The sequence below is a fragment of the Thioalkalivibrio sp. ALMg3 genome (genome assembly GCF_000381225.1).
In the GTDB taxonomy this organism is placed as follows: domain Bacteria; phylum Pseudomonadota; class Gammaproteobacteria; order Ectothiorhodospirales; family Ectothiorhodospiraceae; genus Thioalkalivibrio; species Thioalkalivibrio versutus.
This window is the reverse complement of record NZ_KB906220.1, coordinates 309,073-327,677: the sequence shown is the minus strand read 5'-3', so window position 1 is coordinate 327,677 and position 18,605 is coordinate 309,073. Positions and strand designations below refer to the sequence as shown.

16 protein-coding genes, 3 tRNA genes and 1 other RNA gene are annotated in these 18,605 nt (G+C 66.6%); 7 read left to right on the top strand and 13 right to left on the bottom strand.

The window, feature by feature from the left end; genetic code table 11:
- Positions 1-216: 216 nt before the first annotated feature.
- Positions 217-777: a hypothetical protein gene (locus F622_RS0103675; RefSeq protein WP_019571354.1), complete on the top strand. Its 561-nt coding sequence runs from the start codon at positions 217-219 to the stop codon at positions 775-777.
- Between the two features lie 129 nt (positions 778-906).
- On the opposite strand, the gene F622_RS0103670 is transcribed toward F622_RS0103675, so the two are convergent.
- The 6 genes from F622_RS0103670 to F622_RS0103645 all read right to left on the bottom strand — a co-directional run bounded on the left by F622_RS0103670 (position 907) and on the right by F622_RS0103645 (position 6,446).
- On the bottom strand, positions 907-1,677 hold the full coding sequence (locus F622_RS0103670; protein ID WP_019571353.1) for a class I SAM-dependent methyltransferase: 771 nt from the start codon (positions 1,675-1,677) through the stop codon (positions 907-909).
- Positions 1,678-1,682: 5 nt separating this feature from the next.
- Positions 1,683-1,901: a SlyX family protein gene (locus tag F622_RS0103665; protein WP_018145547.1), complete on the bottom strand. Its 219-nt coding sequence runs from the start codon at positions 1,899-1,901 to the stop codon at positions 1,683-1,685.
- A 5-nt stretch (positions 1,902-1,906) separates the two neighbouring features.
- Positions 1,907-2,878 (bottom strand): D-2-hydroxyacid dehydrogenase, encoded by a 972-nt coding sequence (locus F622_RS0103660; protein WP_018169889.1) that lies wholly within the window; start codon positions 2,876-2,878, stop codon positions 1,907-1,909.
- A gap of 103 nt (positions 2,879-2,981) precedes the next feature.
- Positions 2,982-3,671 (bottom strand): Bax inhibitor-1/YccA family protein, encoded by a 690-nt coding sequence (locus F622_RS0103655; RefSeq protein ID WP_018145549.1) that lies wholly within the window; start codon positions 3,669-3,671, stop codon positions 2,982-2,984.
- Between the two features lie 122 nt (positions 3,672-3,793).
- Entirely contained in the window at positions 3,794-5,866 is a 2,073-nt protein-coding gene (locus F622_RS0103650) for a SulP family inorganic anion transporter (RefSeq protein WP_018169888.1), read from the bottom strand.
- Between the two features lie 490 nt (positions 5,867-6,356).
- A tRNA-Ser gene (locus F622_RS0103645) sits at positions 6,357-6,446 on the bottom strand.
- Between the two features lie 146 nt (positions 6,447-6,592).
- Between F622_RS0103645 and F622_RS0103640 the strand changes: the two genes are divergently transcribed.
- Positions 6,593-6,667 (top strand) — tRNA-Val (locus F622_RS0103640).
- Between the two features lie 271 nt (positions 6,668-6,938).
- Here F622_RS0103640 and F622_RS13660 read toward each other — a convergent pair.
- From F622_RS13660 to pdxH, 3 genes are all read right to left on the bottom strand, one after another.
- A non-coding RNA gene (locus F622_RS13660) (RtT sRNA) lies at positions 6,939-7,069 on the bottom strand.
- Positions 7,070-7,122: 53 nt separating this feature from the next.
- A tRNA-Ser gene (locus F622_RS0103635) sits at positions 7,123-7,212 on the bottom strand.
- A 105-nt stretch (positions 7,213-7,317) separates the two neighbouring features.
- The gene (gene pdxH / locus F622_RS0103630) at positions 7,318-7,962 is read right to left on the bottom strand and encodes a pyridoxamine 5'-phosphate oxidase (RefSeq protein ID WP_019571352.1); all 645 of its coding nucleotides are present in this window, start codon (positions 7,960-7,962) and stop codon (positions 7,318-7,320) included.
- Between the two features lie 119 nt (positions 7,963-8,081).
- On the opposite strand from pdxH, the gene F622_RS0103625 reads away from it, so the two are divergent.
- The 3 genes from F622_RS0103625 (at position 8,082) to F622_RS0103615 (ending at position 12,608) form a co-directional block, all read left to right on the top strand.
- Positions 8,082-9,644, top strand: a complete 1,563-nt coding sequence (locus tag F622_RS0103625; protein WP_019571351.1) for a glutamate synthase-related protein — start codon at positions 8,082-8,084, stop codon at positions 9,642-9,644.
- A gap of 116 nt (positions 9,645-9,760) precedes the next feature.
- Entirely contained in the window at positions 9,761-10,159 is a 399-nt protein-coding gene (locus tag F622_RS0103620) for a globin (RefSeq protein ID WP_018145553.1), read from the top strand.
- 139 nt (positions 10,160-10,298) lie between these two features.
- A complete protein-coding gene (locus F622_RS0103615) occupies positions 10,299-12,608 on the top strand; it encodes a YgiQ family radical SAM protein (RefSeq protein WP_019571350.1) in 2,310 nt (769 codons plus the stop codon).
- A gap of 12 nt (positions 12,609-12,620) precedes the next feature.
- Here F622_RS0103615 and F622_RS0103610 read toward each other — a convergent pair whose 3' ends face one another.
- Genes F622_RS0103610 through hpnD form a run of 3 tightly spaced genes read right to left on the bottom strand, consistent with a single transcriptional unit; the run spans position 12,621 to position 15,617 of the window.
- A complete protein-coding gene (locus tag F622_RS0103610; protein ID WP_018650067.1) occupies positions 12,621-13,409 on the bottom strand; it encodes an SDR family NAD(P)-dependent oxidoreductase in 789 nt (262 codons plus the stop codon).
- Positions 13,406-14,752 (bottom strand): hydroxysqualene dehydroxylase HpnE, encoded by a 1,347-nt coding sequence (hpnE, locus tag F622_RS0103605; RefSeq protein WP_019571349.1) that lies wholly within the window; start codon positions 14,750-14,752, stop codon positions 13,406-13,408. Before hpnE ends, F622_RS0103610 begins: the two co-directional genes overlap by 4 nt.
- A gap of 4 nt (positions 14,753-14,756) precedes the next feature.
- Positions 14,757-15,617, bottom strand: a complete 861-nt coding sequence (gene hpnD, locus F622_RS0103600) for a presqualene diphosphate synthase HpnD (RefSeq protein ID WP_019571348.1) — start codon at positions 15,615-15,617, stop codon at positions 14,757-14,759.
- A gap of 175 nt (positions 15,618-15,792) precedes the next feature.
- On the opposite strand from hpnD, the gene hemN reads away from it, so the two are divergent.
- Together hemN and F622_RS0103590 are read left to right on the top strand one after the other, a co-directional pair.
- Entirely contained in the window at positions 15,793-17,181 is a 1,389-nt protein-coding gene (gene hemN / locus F622_RS0103595; RefSeq protein WP_018650069.1) for an oxygen-independent coproporphyrinogen III oxidase, read from the top strand.
- A gap of 301 nt (positions 17,182-17,482) precedes the next feature.
- On the top strand, positions 17,483-17,680 hold the full coding sequence (locus F622_RS0103590; RefSeq protein WP_018145559.1) for a DUF2283 domain-containing protein: 198 nt from the start codon (positions 17,483-17,485) through the stop codon (positions 17,678-17,680).
- A 48-nt stretch (positions 17,681-17,728) separates the two neighbouring features.
- Here the strand turns inward: F622_RS0103590 and hpnC are convergent, their stop codons facing one another.
- On the bottom strand, positions 17,729-18,592 hold the full coding sequence (gene hpnC, locus F622_RS0103585; protein ID WP_018176716.1) for a squalene synthase HpnC: 864 nt from the start codon (positions 18,590-18,592) through the stop codon (positions 17,729-17,731).
- Positions 18,593-18,605: the final 13 nt, after the last annotated feature.

Sequence of the window (18,605 nt, the reverse complement as noted above, 5' to 3'; positions counted from 1 at the left end):
TGAATGCAGGGGCTCGGCCGCTTTTGCGTGCGCCCAGCGTTGCGGCTCGCTTATGTAGCTCGGCTACACTTCGCTCACCGCGCCTTGTTCGCACGCAAAAGCGACTCGAGCGCGAGGGTGTACATTCATCAGTATTTCCCTCGGCGTGCGTCCGTCTCAGGCAAAGCGATTTCGACGCGGGTTCCGGGGGCTTCCGGACGCGAACGGGGATACCAGGTGCACGCAACAAACGACTCGCTGACTCGGGTACGCATCCGCGCCCTGATCAAACTGATGGTTCTCGGGGCCGCCCTGCTGCTGGTTGGGGTGATGCTCCGGTACGCCTTTTCCGGACCGGGCGATACCCGTGGCGAGACGCTGCGGGTGGATCTTTCCGAGATTGCCCCGGGCGAGGCCCTGCGTGTGATTCACGGTAGCCGCCACGTGCTTGTGGTCCATCGCGATGCCGCGTGGCAGGCCGCCCTGGCCGGTGATGACGAGCTGGTCGACCCGGAGGCCCGCCGCGGCCAGCAACCGGACGGGCTGGATCGGCCATTGCGCAGCTTCCGGCCCGAGTGGCTGGTGGTGATCGGCGAAAGTGCGGATCTGGGTTGCGAGCTGGACCTGGTCCACCCGGACGAGGCCGACGGCTGGAGTGGTGGCTTTGTCGACCGCTGCCGGGGCGGACGTTACGACGGCGCCGGCCGCGTATATTCGGATCAATCGGCCCGGCGCAACCTGCCCATCCCCGACTATCGTTTTGCCGGGGATGACCAACTGATCCTGGGCAGACCGTGAAGGTCACCTCCCAAGCGGCCCCGGCTCTTTCACAGGGCCCCAGGGGTGACGTGGTTCCGGGAGGCGCCAACCCGGTATGCGGGTGTCTCTGCGGACGCGGAAAACCGTGTCCGGCCTGGACGGACTGAGTCAGCCGTCCTCCACCTTCGCGAGGGTGATGGCAGGGTAGAGGTCAAAGCGCACGCTCTTGCCCTTGATGCTCGCCTGGGGCGAGTCGGGACCGAGGGGGGGCGCATGCAGCGGGCGCTTGACGATGACGCGGCGTTCCACGTTCTGGCGCAGGGTGGCCAGGGTTTGCTCTGCGTCGGGGTCGGCCGCCTCGGGCATCAGTGCCTGCATCAGCTGCATGTCCTTTTTCACCGCGGCCCGCTTGGCCCGTTCCGGGAACATGGGATCGAAGACCGCGGCCATTGCCGGGACGGCGAGATGCGCTGGATCGGCCTTCCCCTCGTGCAGGGTGATGCGTCCGATGATGGGCGCGAGTTCCGGACTGGCCGCCGCGCGTTTCAGCGCGTCGGCGAGCAGGTGGTACACCACGGGATGCCGCTCCCAGGCCGTGACCCGGAAGCCGTGAGCGGCCAGCAGGAGGGTGTCGCGGCCCAGGCCGGCGGAGGCATCCAGCACATGGCCGTCACGCGAGAGTCTGCCGAAGGCGCGGATCAGGCCCTCGCGCTGGTGACCGGCATGGGCGAGGCGATAGCCCTGGCGCCCGGCGGCAAAGTCCAGCTGCAGTCGCAGCGGCGGGTGTACGTCCTCGCGGACCAGTTCGAGCCCGCGGTCTCCCGTCTCCAGCACGAGCGTGGCTTCCCCGGCATGGGCGTAGCCGCGCGCCGCCAAGGCCTGGCGCAGTGCGTTGGCGGCGGACTCGTGGCCGGGGGCCGCGCGTACGGTGAGTGGCATGGGCGTCAGTAGTGCGGCGGGGGTGGTTCGGCGCCCTCCGGCCCGCCGCCGTGCTCCTCGAGGTCGCGCATGCGATCGCGCAGCCACTGGACCTGCTGGCGCAGCTCGGTATTGGCCTGTTGCAGCTCCAGTTGCACGCGGGCCTGCTCCTCCTGGGTGTATTCCTGATGGGCCAGGCGGATCTCCAGATCCTCGATGCGTTTTTGCAGGGCTTCCGAATCCATGTGGGTTACTCCACCACGTTGCGCGGCTGGTCGCTCGCGAAGCCGTGGATATTGGCCGTAACCTCGTCGATCACCCGCTGTCGGGCGGTTCGCGCGGCCCAGGCGGTGTGGGGCGTGAGGACGAGGTTGGGGATATCGTCGGCCAGCAGGGGGTGATCCGCCGGTGGGGGTTCCGGTTCCAGTACGTCGATGCCGGCGCCGCCGAGATGCCCGCTGCGCAGGTACCTGGCCAGGGCCTCGGGATCGACCAGGCCACCCCGGGCGGTGTTCAGCAGCAGGGCCCCCGGACGCATCTGGCGCAGGGCGGCATCATCGATGAGGTGCCGGGTCGTCGCGGTCAGGGGGCAGTGCAGGCTGATGACGTCGCATTGTCCCAGCAACCGTTCCAGCGGCACGCGATCCTCTTGTGCTGCGCGGTCTGGATTCAGGCTCTCGGCGACCAGCACCTCCATGCCAAAGGCCTCGGCGACGCGCGCGGTGGCCCGGCCCAGTACGCCCCAGCCGATGATGCCGAGGCGCATTCCGGCCACGGTGCCGATGGGGTGGTCGAGGAGACAGAACTGATCGGAGGCGCTCCAGCGACCGGCGCGAATGTCCGCGCGGTAGGCGTCCAGTTGGGTGACCAGCGTCAGCAGCAGGGCGAAGACGTGCTGCACCACGGAGTCGGTGGCGTAGTCGCGCGCATTGCTGACGACGATACCCAGGCGGCGGGCTGCCTCCACGTCGATATTGTTGGTGCCGGTGGCGGCGGCGCAGACGAGTCGCAGGCGGGGTGCGGCGGCCAGTGCCTCCGCATTCAGCTCGACCTTGTTGGTGACGATCACCTCGGCATCGCCGATCCGGCCCAGCCGCTGATCCGGCTCGGTGTGCTCGTGGAAGGACCACACGGGAAGGCTGGCCCGGAGTTCGGTCAGGTCAAGATCGTCGCGGTCGACCGTGGCGAGATCGAGAAAGACGCCGCGTTGAAGGTGGCTCATGATCGGCGTGTATCCGTATTCAATGAAGATGGTGTCCAATGAAAAGGGCCCCGCTGTGCGGGGCCCTGGAACGCATTCCTGCCGTGCTGTGCAGCGCGGAACCCTAGTTGTCGCCCATGAAGGCGTGGAACAGGTTCAGCAGGTGCAGGAACATCACATAGAGGTTCGCGTACAGCGAGACCGTCATCACGATGTAGTTGGCCTCGGGGTCGTGAATCATCCGGCTGGTGTCGAACAGGATGGCGGCCGACAGCAGCAGGACAACCGCGGCCGAGATGGCCAGCGACAGAGCCGGGATCGCCAGGAACAGGTTGGCGACGATGGCCAGCAGGGCGACGATCAGGCCGACGACCAGGAAGCCGCCGAGGAAGCTGAAGTCCTTCTTGGTAGCCAGGGCGTAGCCGGAAAGCGTGACAAACGCGACCGCAGTGGCGGCGAAGGCGTTGCCGACGATCTGTGGCCCGTTCGGCAGACCCAGGTACATGCTCAGGATCGGGCCGAGGAAGAAGCCCAGCACGCCGGTGAAGGCGAAGGTCAGCACGATGCCCAGCGCCGAGTTGCGCGCGGCGTGGATGGCGAACGGGCCGCCGATCAGCACCCCCAGCATGATGATCCAGTGCACCGGCGGCGCGTTGACCGCCATGGCGATGAACGCGGTGATCGCGCTGAACGCCAGGGTGAGCGACAGCAGCATGTAGGTCTGCCGGATCACCTTGTTGGTGGAGATGGTCTCGCTGATGGAACCAGTGCTGGACGGATTGCGACTCGAGCGGACGATCTGGTCTCGGGACACGGGTCAACTCCTCATTGGATTCGAAACAAGCACAGTGTAGCGACAAGCGTTCCCGGTTGCAGCGTTTCCCTTGCGGTTTCAGGGCATGCGGGCCGATCACGCGGTGATCGGCCCGGCGCGGGTTACTTGATCGGCTCGCCGACCTTTTCCGAGATGGTCTTCACCGCATGGTCGGTGGACTTGAAGATGTTGTCCTTGCCGATGATGTCGTCCAGCCCCGTGCGCTGCATGACCTCCATGATCTGGGCCTTGACGCCGGCGAACACGAGCGTGATGCCGCGCGCCTTGAGGCGGTGAACCAGTTGATGGATGACCTCTTCGCCGGAGGCGTCGATCTCGTTGATGCCCTTGCCGACGACGATCAGATATTTGGATTGTGGGTGGCGGGCCAGCAGGTCCAGTACGGCATCTTCGAAGTAGGGCACGTTGGCGAAGTACAACGACCCATCGAAGCGCATGATGCCGACCTTCTCGTTGGTCTCCAGGCCGTAGCGCTGGGCCTCGCGCAGGGTGCCGTCCTCATAGCGTGCCAGTTCCGAGACACGCGGCTTCATGGTGCGGTACAGATACAGCACGATGGCCAGACCGGCACCGGTGAGGATGCCGTAGTCCAGGTTCGGAGCCATTGCGAGGGTCGCAACGAAGGTCACGGCCGCGGCAGCGCCATCGTGCTTGTTGGCCACCCATGCGTGCTTGATGGCCTTGAAGTTCACGAGCCCGGCAACCGCCATCATGATGATCGCAGCGAGGACCGCCTGTGGCAGGTGATAGATCAGCGGCGTCAGGAACAGCAGGGCCAGGCCGATGAGTACCGCAGTAAAGACCGAGGAGAGGCCGGTCTTGGCGCCGGAGTTCAGGTTGACCGCTGATCGCGAGAACGAGCCGCTGACCGGGTAGCCCTGGGTGAAGCCGCCGGCGATGTTCGCCAGACCCTGACCCATCAACTCCTTGCTGGGGTCCAGGCGCTGGCCGGTCCGTGCTGCCATGGCCTTGGCGATCGCGATGGCCTCGGTGAAGCCCACCAGCGCGATGACGAAGGCGGTGGTCAGCAGCGTGGTGAAGGTGCCGAAGGTGATATCCGGGATCGAGAACCCGGGGAGGCCCTGGGGCACATTGCCCACCACGGCGCCGCCGCCATTCAGATGCACGGTATCTTCACCGACCCGTTCGATACGCCATGCGGCGCGATCGGCGCGTGCACGTTCGGCATCAGTCAGGTGATCGTCTGCAATGAACCGCGCAGGCTGATCGTTCTCGCCGGGGACGCGACGCAGCGTGATGTCGCGGATCTCCTCGCGCATGCCGGCAAGTTCGGGGCGCAGTTCATCGCGCTGCAGACGCAGCTGGTCGGCCTCGTGGCGCAGGCGCACGGCCTCGGCGCCTTCCTGTTCCTGGAGCTCTGCTTCCAGCCGACGGATCTGCTCGTCGAGATCGGCGAGGCGCCTGCCATCGCTCTCGATGGACTGCGCGAGAGTCAGAACCTGGGCCGGGGCGATCTGCTGAAGGGACGTCTCGGCCTTCTGCTCGTAGCCGATTGCCCAGCTCACCAGGATCGCCACGACCACGGCGACAAGTACCCCCGGGATCTTCGGCACGAACCGTTTCATCAGCACCATCAGGCCAATGGCGCCGACGCCGAACGCCAGCGTGGGCCAGTGGACGCTGCCCAGTTCCGTCATCACGCCCCAGAGACCCAGCATGAAGTGGCCGCTGGTATCAATCGGGACGCCGAGGATCTTGTTCAGCTGCGACAGGGCGATGATGATGGCCGCGGCATTGGTGAAGCCGACGATGACCGGATGCGAGATAAAGCTGACCAGCGCGCCAAGCTTGAACAACCCCAGCATCAACTGGACCAGGCCCACGATGAATGCCAGGGCAATGGCCAGCATGACAAATTCGGAAGAGCCCTCGGCGGCCAGCGGTATCAGCGCCGAGGCGGTAAGCAGCGAGACCACGGCGACCGGGCCGGTGGCGAGCTGGTTCGATGAACCCCACAGCGCGGCGACCATGACGGGCAGCAGGGAGGCGTAAAGCCCGTACACCGGCGGCAGCCCGGCCAGCTGGGCATAGGCCATGGACTGCGGGATCAGGACCAGGGCGACCGAGATCCCGGCGATGAGGTCCGCGTTGAGGGTTTGCTTCGTCGGGCGCCAGCTGAGGAAGGGGAACACTCGCAGCAGAATCGAATTCATCGGGTCGCTCGCTTGGCCAGTTCGTGAGGGTTGACGACGGCCGGAACCGATGCAATGGGCCCAAGGGCAGTCCGGGCCGGGGCTTGCCAGGGCCGTCGTCACAATACTGGCAGCCGGTGCTGGGCCCGGTCGGATGCACGGGCGCAGTCGCGAAAGTAGCGCCAGATTATAGGCGGTCAGTCCATTTTCTTCTATCTAACTTGTTCTATATGACACATACCATATCGGCTATGTATTGCGAGGAAGCTGCGAAGGGGATTCGTCTGGCGGAGCCGGGAGATGACTGCGGCCGGGAGGCTGGAAATGGCGGAGAGGGAGGGATTACGGCCAGCCCCGCTGGCCGCCCTTCGGGTCGCCTTCGCGTTGCTACGGCGTTCCGGTGTCGCGTTGCGCCACCGGTCGAACCCGCTTTCTGGAATCTCGGGTTCGAATCGCGGAACGCTGGGTCTGGAAATGCGAAAGGAGCCGCTTTGGGCCCTTAGCTGAAAGTTGGCGGAGAGGGAGGGATTCGAACCCTCGAGGGGCTTTCACCCCTGCCGGTTTTCAAGACCGGTGCAATCGACCACTCTGCCACCTCTCCGAGGCTGGGCATTGTCTGGCAAGGGCGGCGGGCTGGCAACCGGGGGGCGGTGCCGGGTCTCCCGGCGAAGGGCTCGATGGGAGCGGGATATTCGGCATGCAACGCTTGACGTTCGCTCGCTTGAACCCTAATCTTGTCCGCGCTCCGGGCGGTTAGCTCAGCGGTAGAGCACTGCCTTCACACGGCAGGGGTCACTAGTTCGAACCTAGTACCGCCCACCAGCTTTGAATAACAAGAAAGCGGCCTCGGGAAACCGGGCCGCTTTTTTTGTGCCTGTGAGACGGTCGCATGTGACATGAGAGGCGCTTGCGGAATCTGGCGGAGCGGGAGGGATTACGGCCAGCGCGGCTGGCCGCTTTCGCTTTGCTGCGGCGTTCCGGTGTCGCGTGCGCGCCACCGGTCGAACCATCGTTTCCGATTTCTCTGATTCGAATCCCCGCGCGTCTGGGCTAACCATGCAAAAGGGGCCACTCGGGGCCCTGTGCTTGGATCTGGCGGAGAGGGAGGGATTACTCGGCACTTCGCGCCTCGCCCTTCGGGTCGTCGCCTGCGGCGACGTTCTGGCATCGCTGCGCGCTGCCAGTCGAACCGTCATTTTCGATTCCTCGGGTTCGAATCCCGAAACCGAAGAGGCCAGACATGCGAAAGGGGCCGCTCGGGCCCCTTTGCTAGTGTTTGGCGGAGAGGGAGGGATTCGAACCCTCGGTACTCGCGAGAGTACAACGGTTTTCGAGACCGCCCCGTTCGACCACTCCGGCACCTCTCCGAATCTTCTTGCCGCGCGGGGTCGAACCGCCACGACGGAGCGAATCCTAGCAGATTCGGTTGGCCGAGCGGTAGCCGGGCCGGGGAAGCGCGGATCAGCGTCTCTCTAGGGCATCAGGCGGGTGACCTCCCAGTCGCTGCCCACGCGATGGTATTGGAACCGGTCGTGCAGCCGATTGGGACGGCCCTGCCAGAATTCGAACAGTTCGGGCTGCAGGCGGTAGCCGATCCAGGCGGGATCGCGCGGAATGTCGCCCTCCGGGTATTGCTGCTCCAGCGAACGCACACGCTGCTCGAGTTCGTCGCGGCCGGCGACCGGGTGGCTTTGGGTCGAGGCCGCCGCGGCAATCTGGCTGCCGCGCGGGCGCTGGTGGAAGTAGGTATCGGCCAGTTCGCCCGGGAGGGCGGTGACCGGGCCTTCGACCCGGATCTGGCGCTCGGTCTCGGGCCAGTAGAACAATAGGGCGGCCTGCGGGTTTTCGCTCAGGTCCTGGCCCTTGCGGCTGCGCGAGTCGGTGTACCAGGCCAGGCCCTCGGGATCGACGTGCTTGAGCAGAACGGTGCGAGCGGAGGGCTGGCCGTCGGCGCCGGCGGTGGCCAGGATCATGGCGGTGGGGTCCGGGTTGCCGGCTTCACGGGCGGCCTCGAGCCAGTCATTCAGCAGGCCGAGCGGGTTTTCGTGCAGGTCGCTGCGGCGAAGTTCGGCGTGGGTGTAATCGCGGCGGGTATGGCGGTGGTCGGCGGTGCTCATGGGGCCCCCTGGGCTGGATGCGACGACGTCATCATACGGCGCCGGCGGGGATTCGGAAATTTGTGCGACTTTCACTGTCACAGATGAGGACGATTCAATTCGAGCGCAAGGAGCATCCGATGGCTGAACCGATTATCGCCGCAGTGGAACCCCGGGGAGTGGAACTGACAAAGTGCGAGGAGTACGCGTTCTGTCGCTGCGGGCGCTCGAAGGATCAGCCATTCTGCGACGGCTCGCACGAGGGCACAGGTATCGAGCCGCTGATTTTCACGGCGGAAGAGGACGGCGAGGCGTACCTGTGTCAGTGCAAGCAGTCCGGCAATCTGCCGTACTGCGACGGGACGCATGCGCAGTTCGATCAGGACGCGGTGGGTCAGCCCGCGAGCGCGGCGGAAGGGGATTCCGAGGCATCGGATCAGGGCGATCAGGCCCCGAGCCCCCGTAACAGCGAGGTCGAACCGCATGTCGAGTGGATTCACGCCCTAGCACGCGATGGCTTGGAGGGTGTGGGCCGCCATGGCACAACGGTGGCCATGGGTGTCCCGCGCGATCGGTTGCCCGCGTGGGACGGGCTGCAGCTCCTGGCGGCGCAACTGGCCACACGCCCGCTCGACGAAGATGCCGACGTGGGCACCTCGCTGGTGATCGGGCCCGAGGCGAAGCGCCCGCTGGAACTGGCGATTCCGCTGCTGGTGTCGGACATGAGCTTTGGTGCGCTTTCGCGCGAGGCAAAGATCGCCCTGGCGCGCGGGGCAGAGCGGGCCGGGACCGGTATCTGCTCCGGCGAGGGGGGCATGCTGGACGCCGAGCAGGCAGAGAATTCGCGCTACCTGTTCGAGTTGGGACCGGCGCAGTTTGGCTATTCGGACGAGGTGCTGGACCAGATTCAGGCGTTTCACTTCAAGGCCGGGCAAGCCGCGAAGACCGGGGTGGGTGGGATTCTTCCGGGCAGCAAGGTAAGTGACGAGATTGCGCGGGTGCGTGGGATCGAGGCGGGGCAGGATGCCCATTCACCCGCTACCAATGCCGATCTGCAAAGCCCGGACGATTTCCGCCGGTTTGCCGACGCGGTGCGCGAGAAGACCGGTGGGGTGCCGGTCGGATTCAAGCTGTCGGCCAACCACATCGAGGCGGACCTGGCCTTTGCCCTGGAGGCTGGCGCCGACTACCTGATCCTGGATGGCCGAGGCGGCGGCACGGGCGCCGCGCCGGCCCTGCTGCGCGATCACATCAGCGTGCCTACCATCCCGGCGCTGGCACGGGCGCGGCGCTTTCTCGATGCCAACGGCGCCACTGGACGGGTGACGCTGCTGGTTACCGGTGGGCTGCGCACGCCCGCGGACTTCGTGAAGGCCCTGGCCCTCGGTGCGGACGGGATTGCCCTCGCCAATTCGGCGATCCAGGCCGTGGGCTGCGTGAGCGCGCGGATGTGCCATACCAATCAGTGCCCCAGTGGTGTAGCGACCCAGGATCCGAAACTGCGCAGCCGGCTGGACCCGCAGGAGGGGAGCGAGCGGCTGGAGCGCTTCCTGAATGGTTCCACCGAGTTGATGAAAGTACTGGCGCGGGCCTGTGGGCATTCCGGTCTGGAGGACTTCGGGCCGAATGATCTGACCACGTTCGATCGCGATCTCGCACGTCTCGCCGGTATCCAGTACGCAGGGGTTCTCGAGGGACGTTGATGGCCGTCCTCTGGAGCCGGGTAACCCCGATGTGTTCCTGCTCCCGGGGGGATCTGGATTAGCCCGCCTCGGAGCAATCCCGGTAGAATCGCGCTTTTTCGGGAATGGGGGTTTTGATGAGCTACTCCGATGTCCACCAGAGCTACGGGCGTTGTCGGCGGGCCGGCAACTTCGTGGATCGCTTCTACGAACGCTTTCTCGCCGCCGACGAGCGGGTGGCGCAGGCGTTCACGACCACCAACTGGTCGCAGCAGAAGCGGGCCCTCGGGCAGGCAATCTCCACTGCGATCAGTTACGCCGAGGGCGAGAGCTTCGTGGCCCCGACCATGGAGAAGATGGCCGAGGTGCATAGCCGCCATGGCCGCGTACCGGTCGCGCCGGAGCTGTACGGGGTGTGGCTGAACTGCATGGTGGAGACGGCCCGCGAGGTGGATCCGCGCTGGGACGAGTCCCTGGCGCAGCGCTGGCGCGGCGCGCTGAGTCCTGCGATCGATCTCTTCATCGAGCGCTACTGACGCGAGCCGGGCCGTTTCCGGCGGCCCGGTTACCCACTGCGAAGTCCCGCCCGCGGGCGTGCCCTGTTGATCTTGGGGCGCCCCCGGCGTGTAATGCGCGCATTTCCTGTTGCCGGCGTCCGCCGGAAGAAGCCTGGTCATGTCCGCAGCACCCGATTCCCTGTTCGCCCGCAAGCCCTACTGGGCCAAGCGCTTTGGCACGGCGCCGTTTCTGCCAACCACGCGCGAGGAAATGGACGATCTCGGCTGGGACAGCTGCGACATCGTGCTGGTGACCGGCGATGCCTATGTGGACCACCCGAGCTTCGGCATGGCGATCATCGGCCGGCTGCTGGAGGCCCAGGGGTTCCGCGTGGGCATTCTGGCGCAGCCGGACTGGACCTCGGCCGAGCCGTTCCGGGCCCTGGGGCGGCCGAACCTGTTCTTCGGCGTGACCGCCGGGAACATGGACTCGATGGTCAACCACTACACCGCGGAGCGGAAGATCCGCTCCAACGATGCCTATACCCCGGGTGACGTGCACGGCAAGCGCCCGGACCGCGCGGTGATCGTGTACGCCCAGCGCGCCCGCGAGGCCTACAAGGATGTGCCGGTCGTGGCCGGCGGGATCGAGGCCAGCCTGCGGCGTATCGCGCACTACGACTACTGGCAGGACAAGGTGCGCCGCTCCGTATTGCTGGATTCGCGCGCCGACATCCTGCTGTTCGGCAATGCCGAGCGCGCCCTGGTAGAGCTCGCCCATCGCGTCGCTGCGGGCGAGCACCCGCGCGAGATCACGGACCTGCGCGGGACGGCCCTGCTGCGGGACGCGGTGCCGGCCGGCTACGTGGAGCTGGATTCCAGCGAGGTCGATACTCCCGGACCGGTGGATGCCAACCCCGACCCCTACGCCATGGTCTCGCCCGAGACCTGCGCCGATGCCGAGGCACAGGATGCGCAGGCGGCAGAAGCGGAGGCGGGCGCGAAGGTCGTGCGTTTTCACCGGGATATCCCGCGCGGCACCCCGCGCGAGCAAACGGTGATCCGTATTCCGGCCTTCGAGCAGGTGAAGGGCGATGCGGTGCTCTACGCGCATGCCTCGCGGGTGCTGCACCTGGAGACCAACCCGGGGAATGCCCGCGCGATCGTGCAGCGCCACGGGGACAAGGAGGTCTGGCTCAACCCGCCGCCGATCCCGCTGTCGACCCCCGAGATGGATGCGGTGTTCGATCTGCCCTACGCGCGGGCCCCGCATCCCTCCTACGGGGATGCGCGCATCCCGGCCTGGGAGATGATCCGCTTCTCGGTGAACATCATGCGTGGCTGCTTCGGCGGCTGTACGTTCTGTTCCATCACCGAACACGAAGGGCGGATCATCCAGAGCCGCTCCGAGGACAGCGTGCTGCGCGAGATCGAGGAGATCCGCGACAAGGTGGACGGGTTCACCGGCGTGATCTCGGATCTGGGCGGCCCGACCGCCAACATGTACCGCCTGGCCTGCAAGGACCCGAAGATCGAGCAGAGCTGCCGGCGACTGTCCTGCGTGTACCCGGGCATCTGCAGCAACCTGGACACCGACCACGCGCCGCTCATTCGCCTGTACCGCAAGGCACGGGCGCTGCCGGGCATCAAGAAGATACTGATCGCCTCCGGGCTGCGCTACGACCTGGCGATCGAGTCACCGGAGTATGTGAAGGAACTGGTGACCCATCACGTGGGGGGTTACCTGAAGATTGCGCCGGAACATACGGAAACCGGACCGCTTTCGCGCATGATGAAGCCGGGCATGGGGACCTATGACCGGTTCAAGGCCATGTTCGAGAAATACTCGAAGGCGGCCGGGAAGGAGCAGTACCTGATCCCGTATTTCATCGCCGCGCATCCCGGCACCACCGACCAGGACATGCTGCAGCTCGCGCTCTGGCTCAAGCGCAACGACTTTCGCGCGGATCAGGTGCAGGCATTTCTGCCCAGTCCCATGGCCCTGGCCACCGCCATGTGGCATTCCGGGCGCGACCCGCTGCGCGGCATCCGGCGCACGACCAGCGAACGCGTCCCGGTGCCTCGCGGGGCGCGCGCGCGGCGTCTGCACAAGGCGTTCCTGCGCTATCACGATCCGAACAACTGGCCGCTACTGCGCGATGCCCTGCAACGCATGGGGCGTGCGGACCTGATCGGCAATGGCAAGCATCAGCTGGTGCCGACCTGGCAGCCGGCCGGGACCGGTCAGGGTGCGGCACGTCCGTCCACCGGCGGGCGCATCACCCGAGGCGGCAAGGCGCTGAAAAAGCGCGGCCAGACCTTCCAGACGCAGCACAACGGCGTCGAGGCTGCGGCGCGTCCCGGTGGCAAGCCAGCGCCAGCGGGCAAGGCCGGGGCACGCTCTGCCGCGCCCAAGGGCGGCAAGCCGCGCGCGGGTGGTGGGAAGGTGCGCAAAGGGCGCCCGGCCGGAAAACGACCGCGCGCCTGACGCCGCTGCGGTTCAGGACGCCGCGTCGGGCACCGGGACCTGGCCTTCCAGACTGATGTTCAGACCGGTGGTGGTGCGGTCGCCGGGGTCCAGGAAGTACAGATAGGGGCCGACCACGGCCTCGGGCTCGGGCAGGAGGTCGGGGTTTTCCCCGGGATAATGGCCGGCGCGGAAGCGGGTGCGCACCGGGCCGGTGTCGATACCGTTCACGTGCAGGAAGCGCGGTTCGTTGCGATGCTCGTGCGACAGGATGTCGATCAGGCCGTCCTGGGCTGCCTTGGCCATGCCGAAGGCGCCCCAGAAGGCCTTGCGGGCGTTCTGAGTGGACACGACCAGGCTCCCGGTGGGACTGGCCTCCAGCAGCGGCAGGACGGCCTGCGTGAGGAAGAACGGGCCGTGCAGGTTACTGTTGATGACCTTGAACCACAGCTCCGGGTCGTAGTTCTTCATCGGCATCAGGGCGCCGGCCCAGCCCGCGTTCAGTACCAACCCGTCGAGGCGGCCGAGGGAGTCGCGGATGTTCTCCGCCAGGTCACCATAGTCCTTGACCGTCGCGCCTTCGAGATTCAGTGGGTAGATCGCGGGCTGCGGGTGACCGGCCTGTTCGATCCGGTCATAGACCGCTTCGAGGCCCTTCAGGTCCTTGTCCAGCAGGACCACGATCGCGCCGGCCGCGGCACAGGCCTCGGCAACCGCGCGGCCGATGCCGTCGGCGGCCCCGGTGACCAGGATCACGCGTTCATCGAAGGCGCCGGGTTCCGGGCGGTAGGCGAGCAGGCGGGGAATATCGAGATCGGTCAAGGATGGTCCTCCAGGTACAGGTGCGCCGATTCTAGTCCAGATTGTACGGCCGCTTCGAGCGTGGACGGCAGTGCAGGCGTCAGGTAATCCCCGGCCAGATAACACCCCGGCCAGGGCGTGCGGGCCGGCGGGCGACGTGCATCCAGACCGGCTTGCGCGTCCAGCGTCGCGCGGCGTTCGCAAATGCTGTGGCCGGTCTCGGGTTCGCCCAGTTCGGGGAAGGTTTGGGCCAGGGAGCGGGCGACGGTGCGCCATCGCGCATCCGCCGTCAACGGTTCGAGGTCGTCGGCCGCCGAGATCACGACCGCCAGCCAGTGTGGTGCCCCGGCGACATGCCGCGCGATCAGCCATTGGCCATGCTGGTCCAGCAGCCCCTGTAGTGGCGGAAGATCATCAAGGCGCCGCGCATAGCGCAGGTAGACCGTGCAGATGCTGCGGGCGCCCATGGCATTCAGGCCCTGGTGCGTGGCCTCCCAGCCGGTTTCGTGTGGCAGCAGGGCAGCGGCGGCGGCTGGAGGGGTCGCCATGATCACGCCGCGCGCCGGGCTCGCCACGCCCTGGCGGTCGCGCAGGCGGAAGGGGGCGGCGTCGTGAGTCGTGCTGCGCTCAATGGCGGTGATGCGGCGGCCCAGATCCACTCTGGCGCCACGCTCCCGGAGTTCCTGTACAGCCGGTTCCGGGAACAGCTCGCCGAGTGGCCGCGCGGGGACGAGAAGGCGCGCGGCTTCCGGGCCATGGTTGAGTGCCAGGCGCAGGACGTTCTGGAATATGCGGGCCGAGGCGGTTCGGGGCGGGGTGTTCATCACCGCCAGGCACAACGGGTCCCACAGGCTGCGAATGAGGGCGTCGGGCTGACGGCGCTGGCGCAGCCAGTCGAGGACGGGGAGATCGTCGCGCAGGGGCCGGTGCAACATGGCGGCGGCGCCGGACAGGGCACGCAGGCGTGTACCAAGGGAGTGCTTCGCAAGCGCCCGGTAAAGCGCGGCGGCCAGGGCGGGCAACCGGGGCGAACGTGGTTCCAGCTGGAACGCCGGGTCCTGCGGCCGGCCGGTGGGCTCGAACATGCGCAGGCCGAAGGGCAGGGCCTGAAACGCCTGCTCGGGGTTGATGCCGACCGAACGGATCTGCTGCAGGGTCTGCTGGCAGGCCCCGACCAGGATGTGCTGGCCGTTGTCGAGCGGGGTGCCGTCCAGGTCGAGGTTGCGGGCACGGCCACCGGGGGTCTTGCCGGCCTCGATCAGGTGCACGGATTGCCCGGCGCGAGCAAGCGCCAGCGCAGCGGTCAGGCCGGCCCAGCCCGCGCCGACCACGACCGCCGGGGCCGGGGGGGAGCTGGAGGTCATGGCATCAGGCCGCGCGGCGGCGTTGTTCGCGCTTCAGGCGGCGCGCGGTGCGCCACGCGATCCACAGCTTGCGGATCGGGGTCAGGCGTACGCGGTGTTCCAGCACGCGATAGCCATCGTCCGCGATCTCGTCGAGCAGGGTGCGGTAGATGGCCGCCATGATCAGGCCCGGGCGCTGGGCGTAGCGGTCGGCGTCCGGGAGGTGTTCCTCGGCGCGTTCGTAGTAGCGTTGTGCCCGTTCCGCCTGCTCCGCGAACAGGGCGCGGTGGCGGTCGTCGGTGATGTTGATCTGGAATTCCTCCGGCTTGACCCCGTGCTTGCTGAGCTCGTCCATGGGGATGTACACGCGGCCGCGCATGGCGTCCTCGTGCACGTCGCGCAGGATGTTGGTGAGCTGCAACGCCATGCCGAGGTCGTGGGCGTACTTGAGAGTGCGCCGATCGGTGTAGCCGAAGATGTGAGCGGACAGGATGCCCACGACGCTGGCCGCGCGGTAGCAGTACAGTGACAGCGTGGTGAAGTCCGGATAGCTGTCGTAGTCGAGATCCATCTGCATGCCGTCGATGATCTCGTCGAAATACTCGCGCCCGAGGTCAAAGGCGGCGATATGCGGCTGCAGTGCCTGGGTGATGGGGTGGCGGGGTTCGCCGGCGAACAGGCGCTCGATCTCCTGGCGCCACCAGTCGAGCTTGGTGCGCGCAATGCTCTCCTCGCTCACCTCGTCGACGATGTCGTCGACTTCCCGGCAGAAGGCGTACAGCGCCGTGATGGCGCGACGGCGATCCGGTTCCAGAAAGCGGAACGCGTAGTAGAAGCTGGAGCCGCTTTGCGCGGCCTTCTCCTCGCAATACTCGTCGGGGGACATGCGCTCTCGCGTGGCGGGTGTCGAACAGGGAGGAGAAGGCTAGCACAGGCAGCACAGGGGGCGGGAGAGGGCGCCGAAGGCGGATTGTTGACCTGTATCAAGCTCGGGCCTGGCGTGCGGCCGTAGTCTGCAGAACCAAGGTCGCGAGTGCGCGGCGACGGCTGTGGAGCTCCCAATGGAACAACGCCTGGTGTTTGATCCCGAAATCCTGCGCCGCTACGACGTGAGTGGGCCGCGGTACACGTCGTATCCCACCGCGCCACAGTTTCACGAGGGCTTCGACGACCGCGCCTATGCCGAGGCGGCGCAGGCGACCAACGGGGCCGATCCGGCGCGCCCCCTGTCGCTGTACGTGCATGTCCCGTTCTGCGACACGGTGTGCTTCTACTGCGCCTGCAACAAGGTCATCACCGGAAATTACCAGCGCGCCCAGCGCTACCTGCAGTATCTGGAGCGCGAGGCCGAATTGCAGGGCGAGCTGTTCGATCGGGAACGCACTGTCGGGCAGCTGCACTTCGGGGGCGGCACGCCGACCTATCTTGGCGATGACGATCTGCGCCGGGTGATGGCGACGCTGGCGAGGCACTTCCGCCTGGACGAAAGCGATGCCCGCGAGTTCTCCATCGAGATTGATCCGCGCGCGGTGCGGCCCGGGACCATCCCGCTGCTGGGCGAGCTGGGTTTTAACCGGATCAGCCTCGGGGTGCAGGATTTCGACCCGAACGTGCAGCGGGCGGTGAACCGCATCCAGCCGTTCGAGGTGACCGCGCAGGCGGTGGAGAAGGCGCGGGCCAACGGCTTCGAATCTACCAACCTGGACCTGATCTACGGCCTTCCCTTGCAGACGGTGGAGACCTATACCGCCACCCTGGAACGCGCGCTGGAGCTGCGCCCGGAGCGCCTGGCGATCTACAACTACGCGCACCTGCCGCAGATGTTCAAGACTCAGCGCCAGATCCGCGAGGCCGACCTGCCGGACGCCGCGGAGAAGCTGGCGATCCTCGAGACCACCATCGCTCGCCTGACCGATGCCGGCTATGTATACATCGGCATGGACCACTTTGCCCTGCCGGACGACGAACTGGCCACGGCCCAGCGCGCCGGGACGCTGCAGCGCAATTTCCAGGGCTACTCCACACGGGCGGAGTACGACCTGGTGGCACTGGGGCCGACGGCTATCGGCAAGGTGGGCGCCACCTACAGCCAGAACCTGCGCGAACTGGATGCCTATTACGCGCGGCTGGATGCCGGGCGCCTGCCGGTCTTTCGCGGACTCGAACTGAGTGCCGACGATCGGCTGCGCCGGGACGTGATTACCGAACTCATGTGCCACTCGCGCATCGATTTCGCCGCGATCGAGGCGCGCCACGGGATCGTGTTCGGCGAGGTCCTTGGGGATGCACTGGAGCGGCTGCAGGGCATGGAGGCCGATGGACTGGTACGGATCGGCGCGGGGCGCCTGGAAATCCTGCCGCGCGGGCGGTTGCTGCTGCGCAACGTCGCCATGGCCTTCGACGCCTACCTGAAGACGGAGAGCGCGCAGCGCTACAGCAAGGTAGTGTGAGCGGCTTGACGGCGATCCGTTCTCGGCGGAAGCTTTGAACAATAGCAACCGGTAACAGGGACGTTCCGGTGAAGACGACACGTTACTTCGAGACTGTACGCGAGAGGCCGGATCGGCGAATGATCCGGGATCACTGGATCAGTAGTGCAATCGACCAACCGTTGTGCGAAGAAGTCCAAGGCGATGGGCGTATCCGCAGATGGGCTCGTGTCGAGGAGGCTGAAGGACGCTACCTTCGCGTTGTTCTGCTGCCGGATGGAGAAACCGTTCACAACGCCTTTTTCGATCGAGGGTTCCAGCCATGAAACTCCAGTACTTCGGGGATACGGATACGCTTTATATCGAATTCCGAGGCGATAGCGTGGCCGAAACCCGCTCGCTTGACGAGAACACTACCCTGGATGTCGATGCCAGTGGTGGTGTTTGCGCCATTACCTTTGAGCACGCTAGCGAACGAACTGACCTCCAGCACCTTACGGTCGAGGGCATTGCCGCTTGATGCCTTTTAAGCTCTCAGCTTAACCAGGGGTTCTCGGCGGCTCGATCCCTACGGTCTTCGGCGGCGCGGCCGAAGGCTGTGGCTCAGGATGATCCAGGCGTCGCGGGTACGCAGGCGCGGGCGGGCAAAGACGTCGTCCTGCTGGCGCAGCCGCCATAGGATGCGCGCCCCGCCGTTGATGATCGCCCGGATCTCCAGCCCCATGCGCCCGCGCAGCAGGCCGCCCAGCGGCGCCCCGGCGCGCAGCAGCCGGTCGGCGCGGGCGTATTGAAACTGCATCAGGTTGCGTAGCTGGAAGGTGGTCTGCCCGGTGGCCAGCATCGCTTCGGTCACGCCGTACTGGTCCATCTCTTCCTGCGGCAGGTAGATGCGGTTGTTCTCCTGCAGGTCCTGCTGCAGGTCCTGGTAGAAGTTGATCAGCTGCAGCGCCGAGCAGATGGCGTCCGAGTACCCCAGCATCTCGTCGGTCGGGTTGCCGTTCAGGTGCAGCATCAGCCGGCCAACCGGGTTGGCCGAGCGGCGGCAGTAGTCCATGACCTCGCCGAAGGTCGCATAGCGGGTCTGTTCCAGATCCTGCAGGAAGGCGTCGATCAGGTCGGAGAACGGCGCGGCCGGGAGGTCGAAGCGGGCGCGGGCGTCGGCAAGGGCAATCCATTCGGGTTCGTGTTCGGCGGCGGGGTCTTCCAGGATCTGCACCCGTTCCTGCATCGTCAGCAGCGCCTGGCGCCGCTCGGCGACCGGACGCGGGTCCTCGTCGGCCAGGTCGTCGGCATCGCGTGCGAAGCAGTAGATCGCCGCCACGGGGCCGCGCAGGCGACTGGGCAGCAGCCAGGAGGCCACGGGGAAGTTCTCGTAATGCGCCTTGGCACGCTGGCGACAGTGGCGGTAGGCCGAACGGATACGGGGCGACATGGGTGCTCAGGCC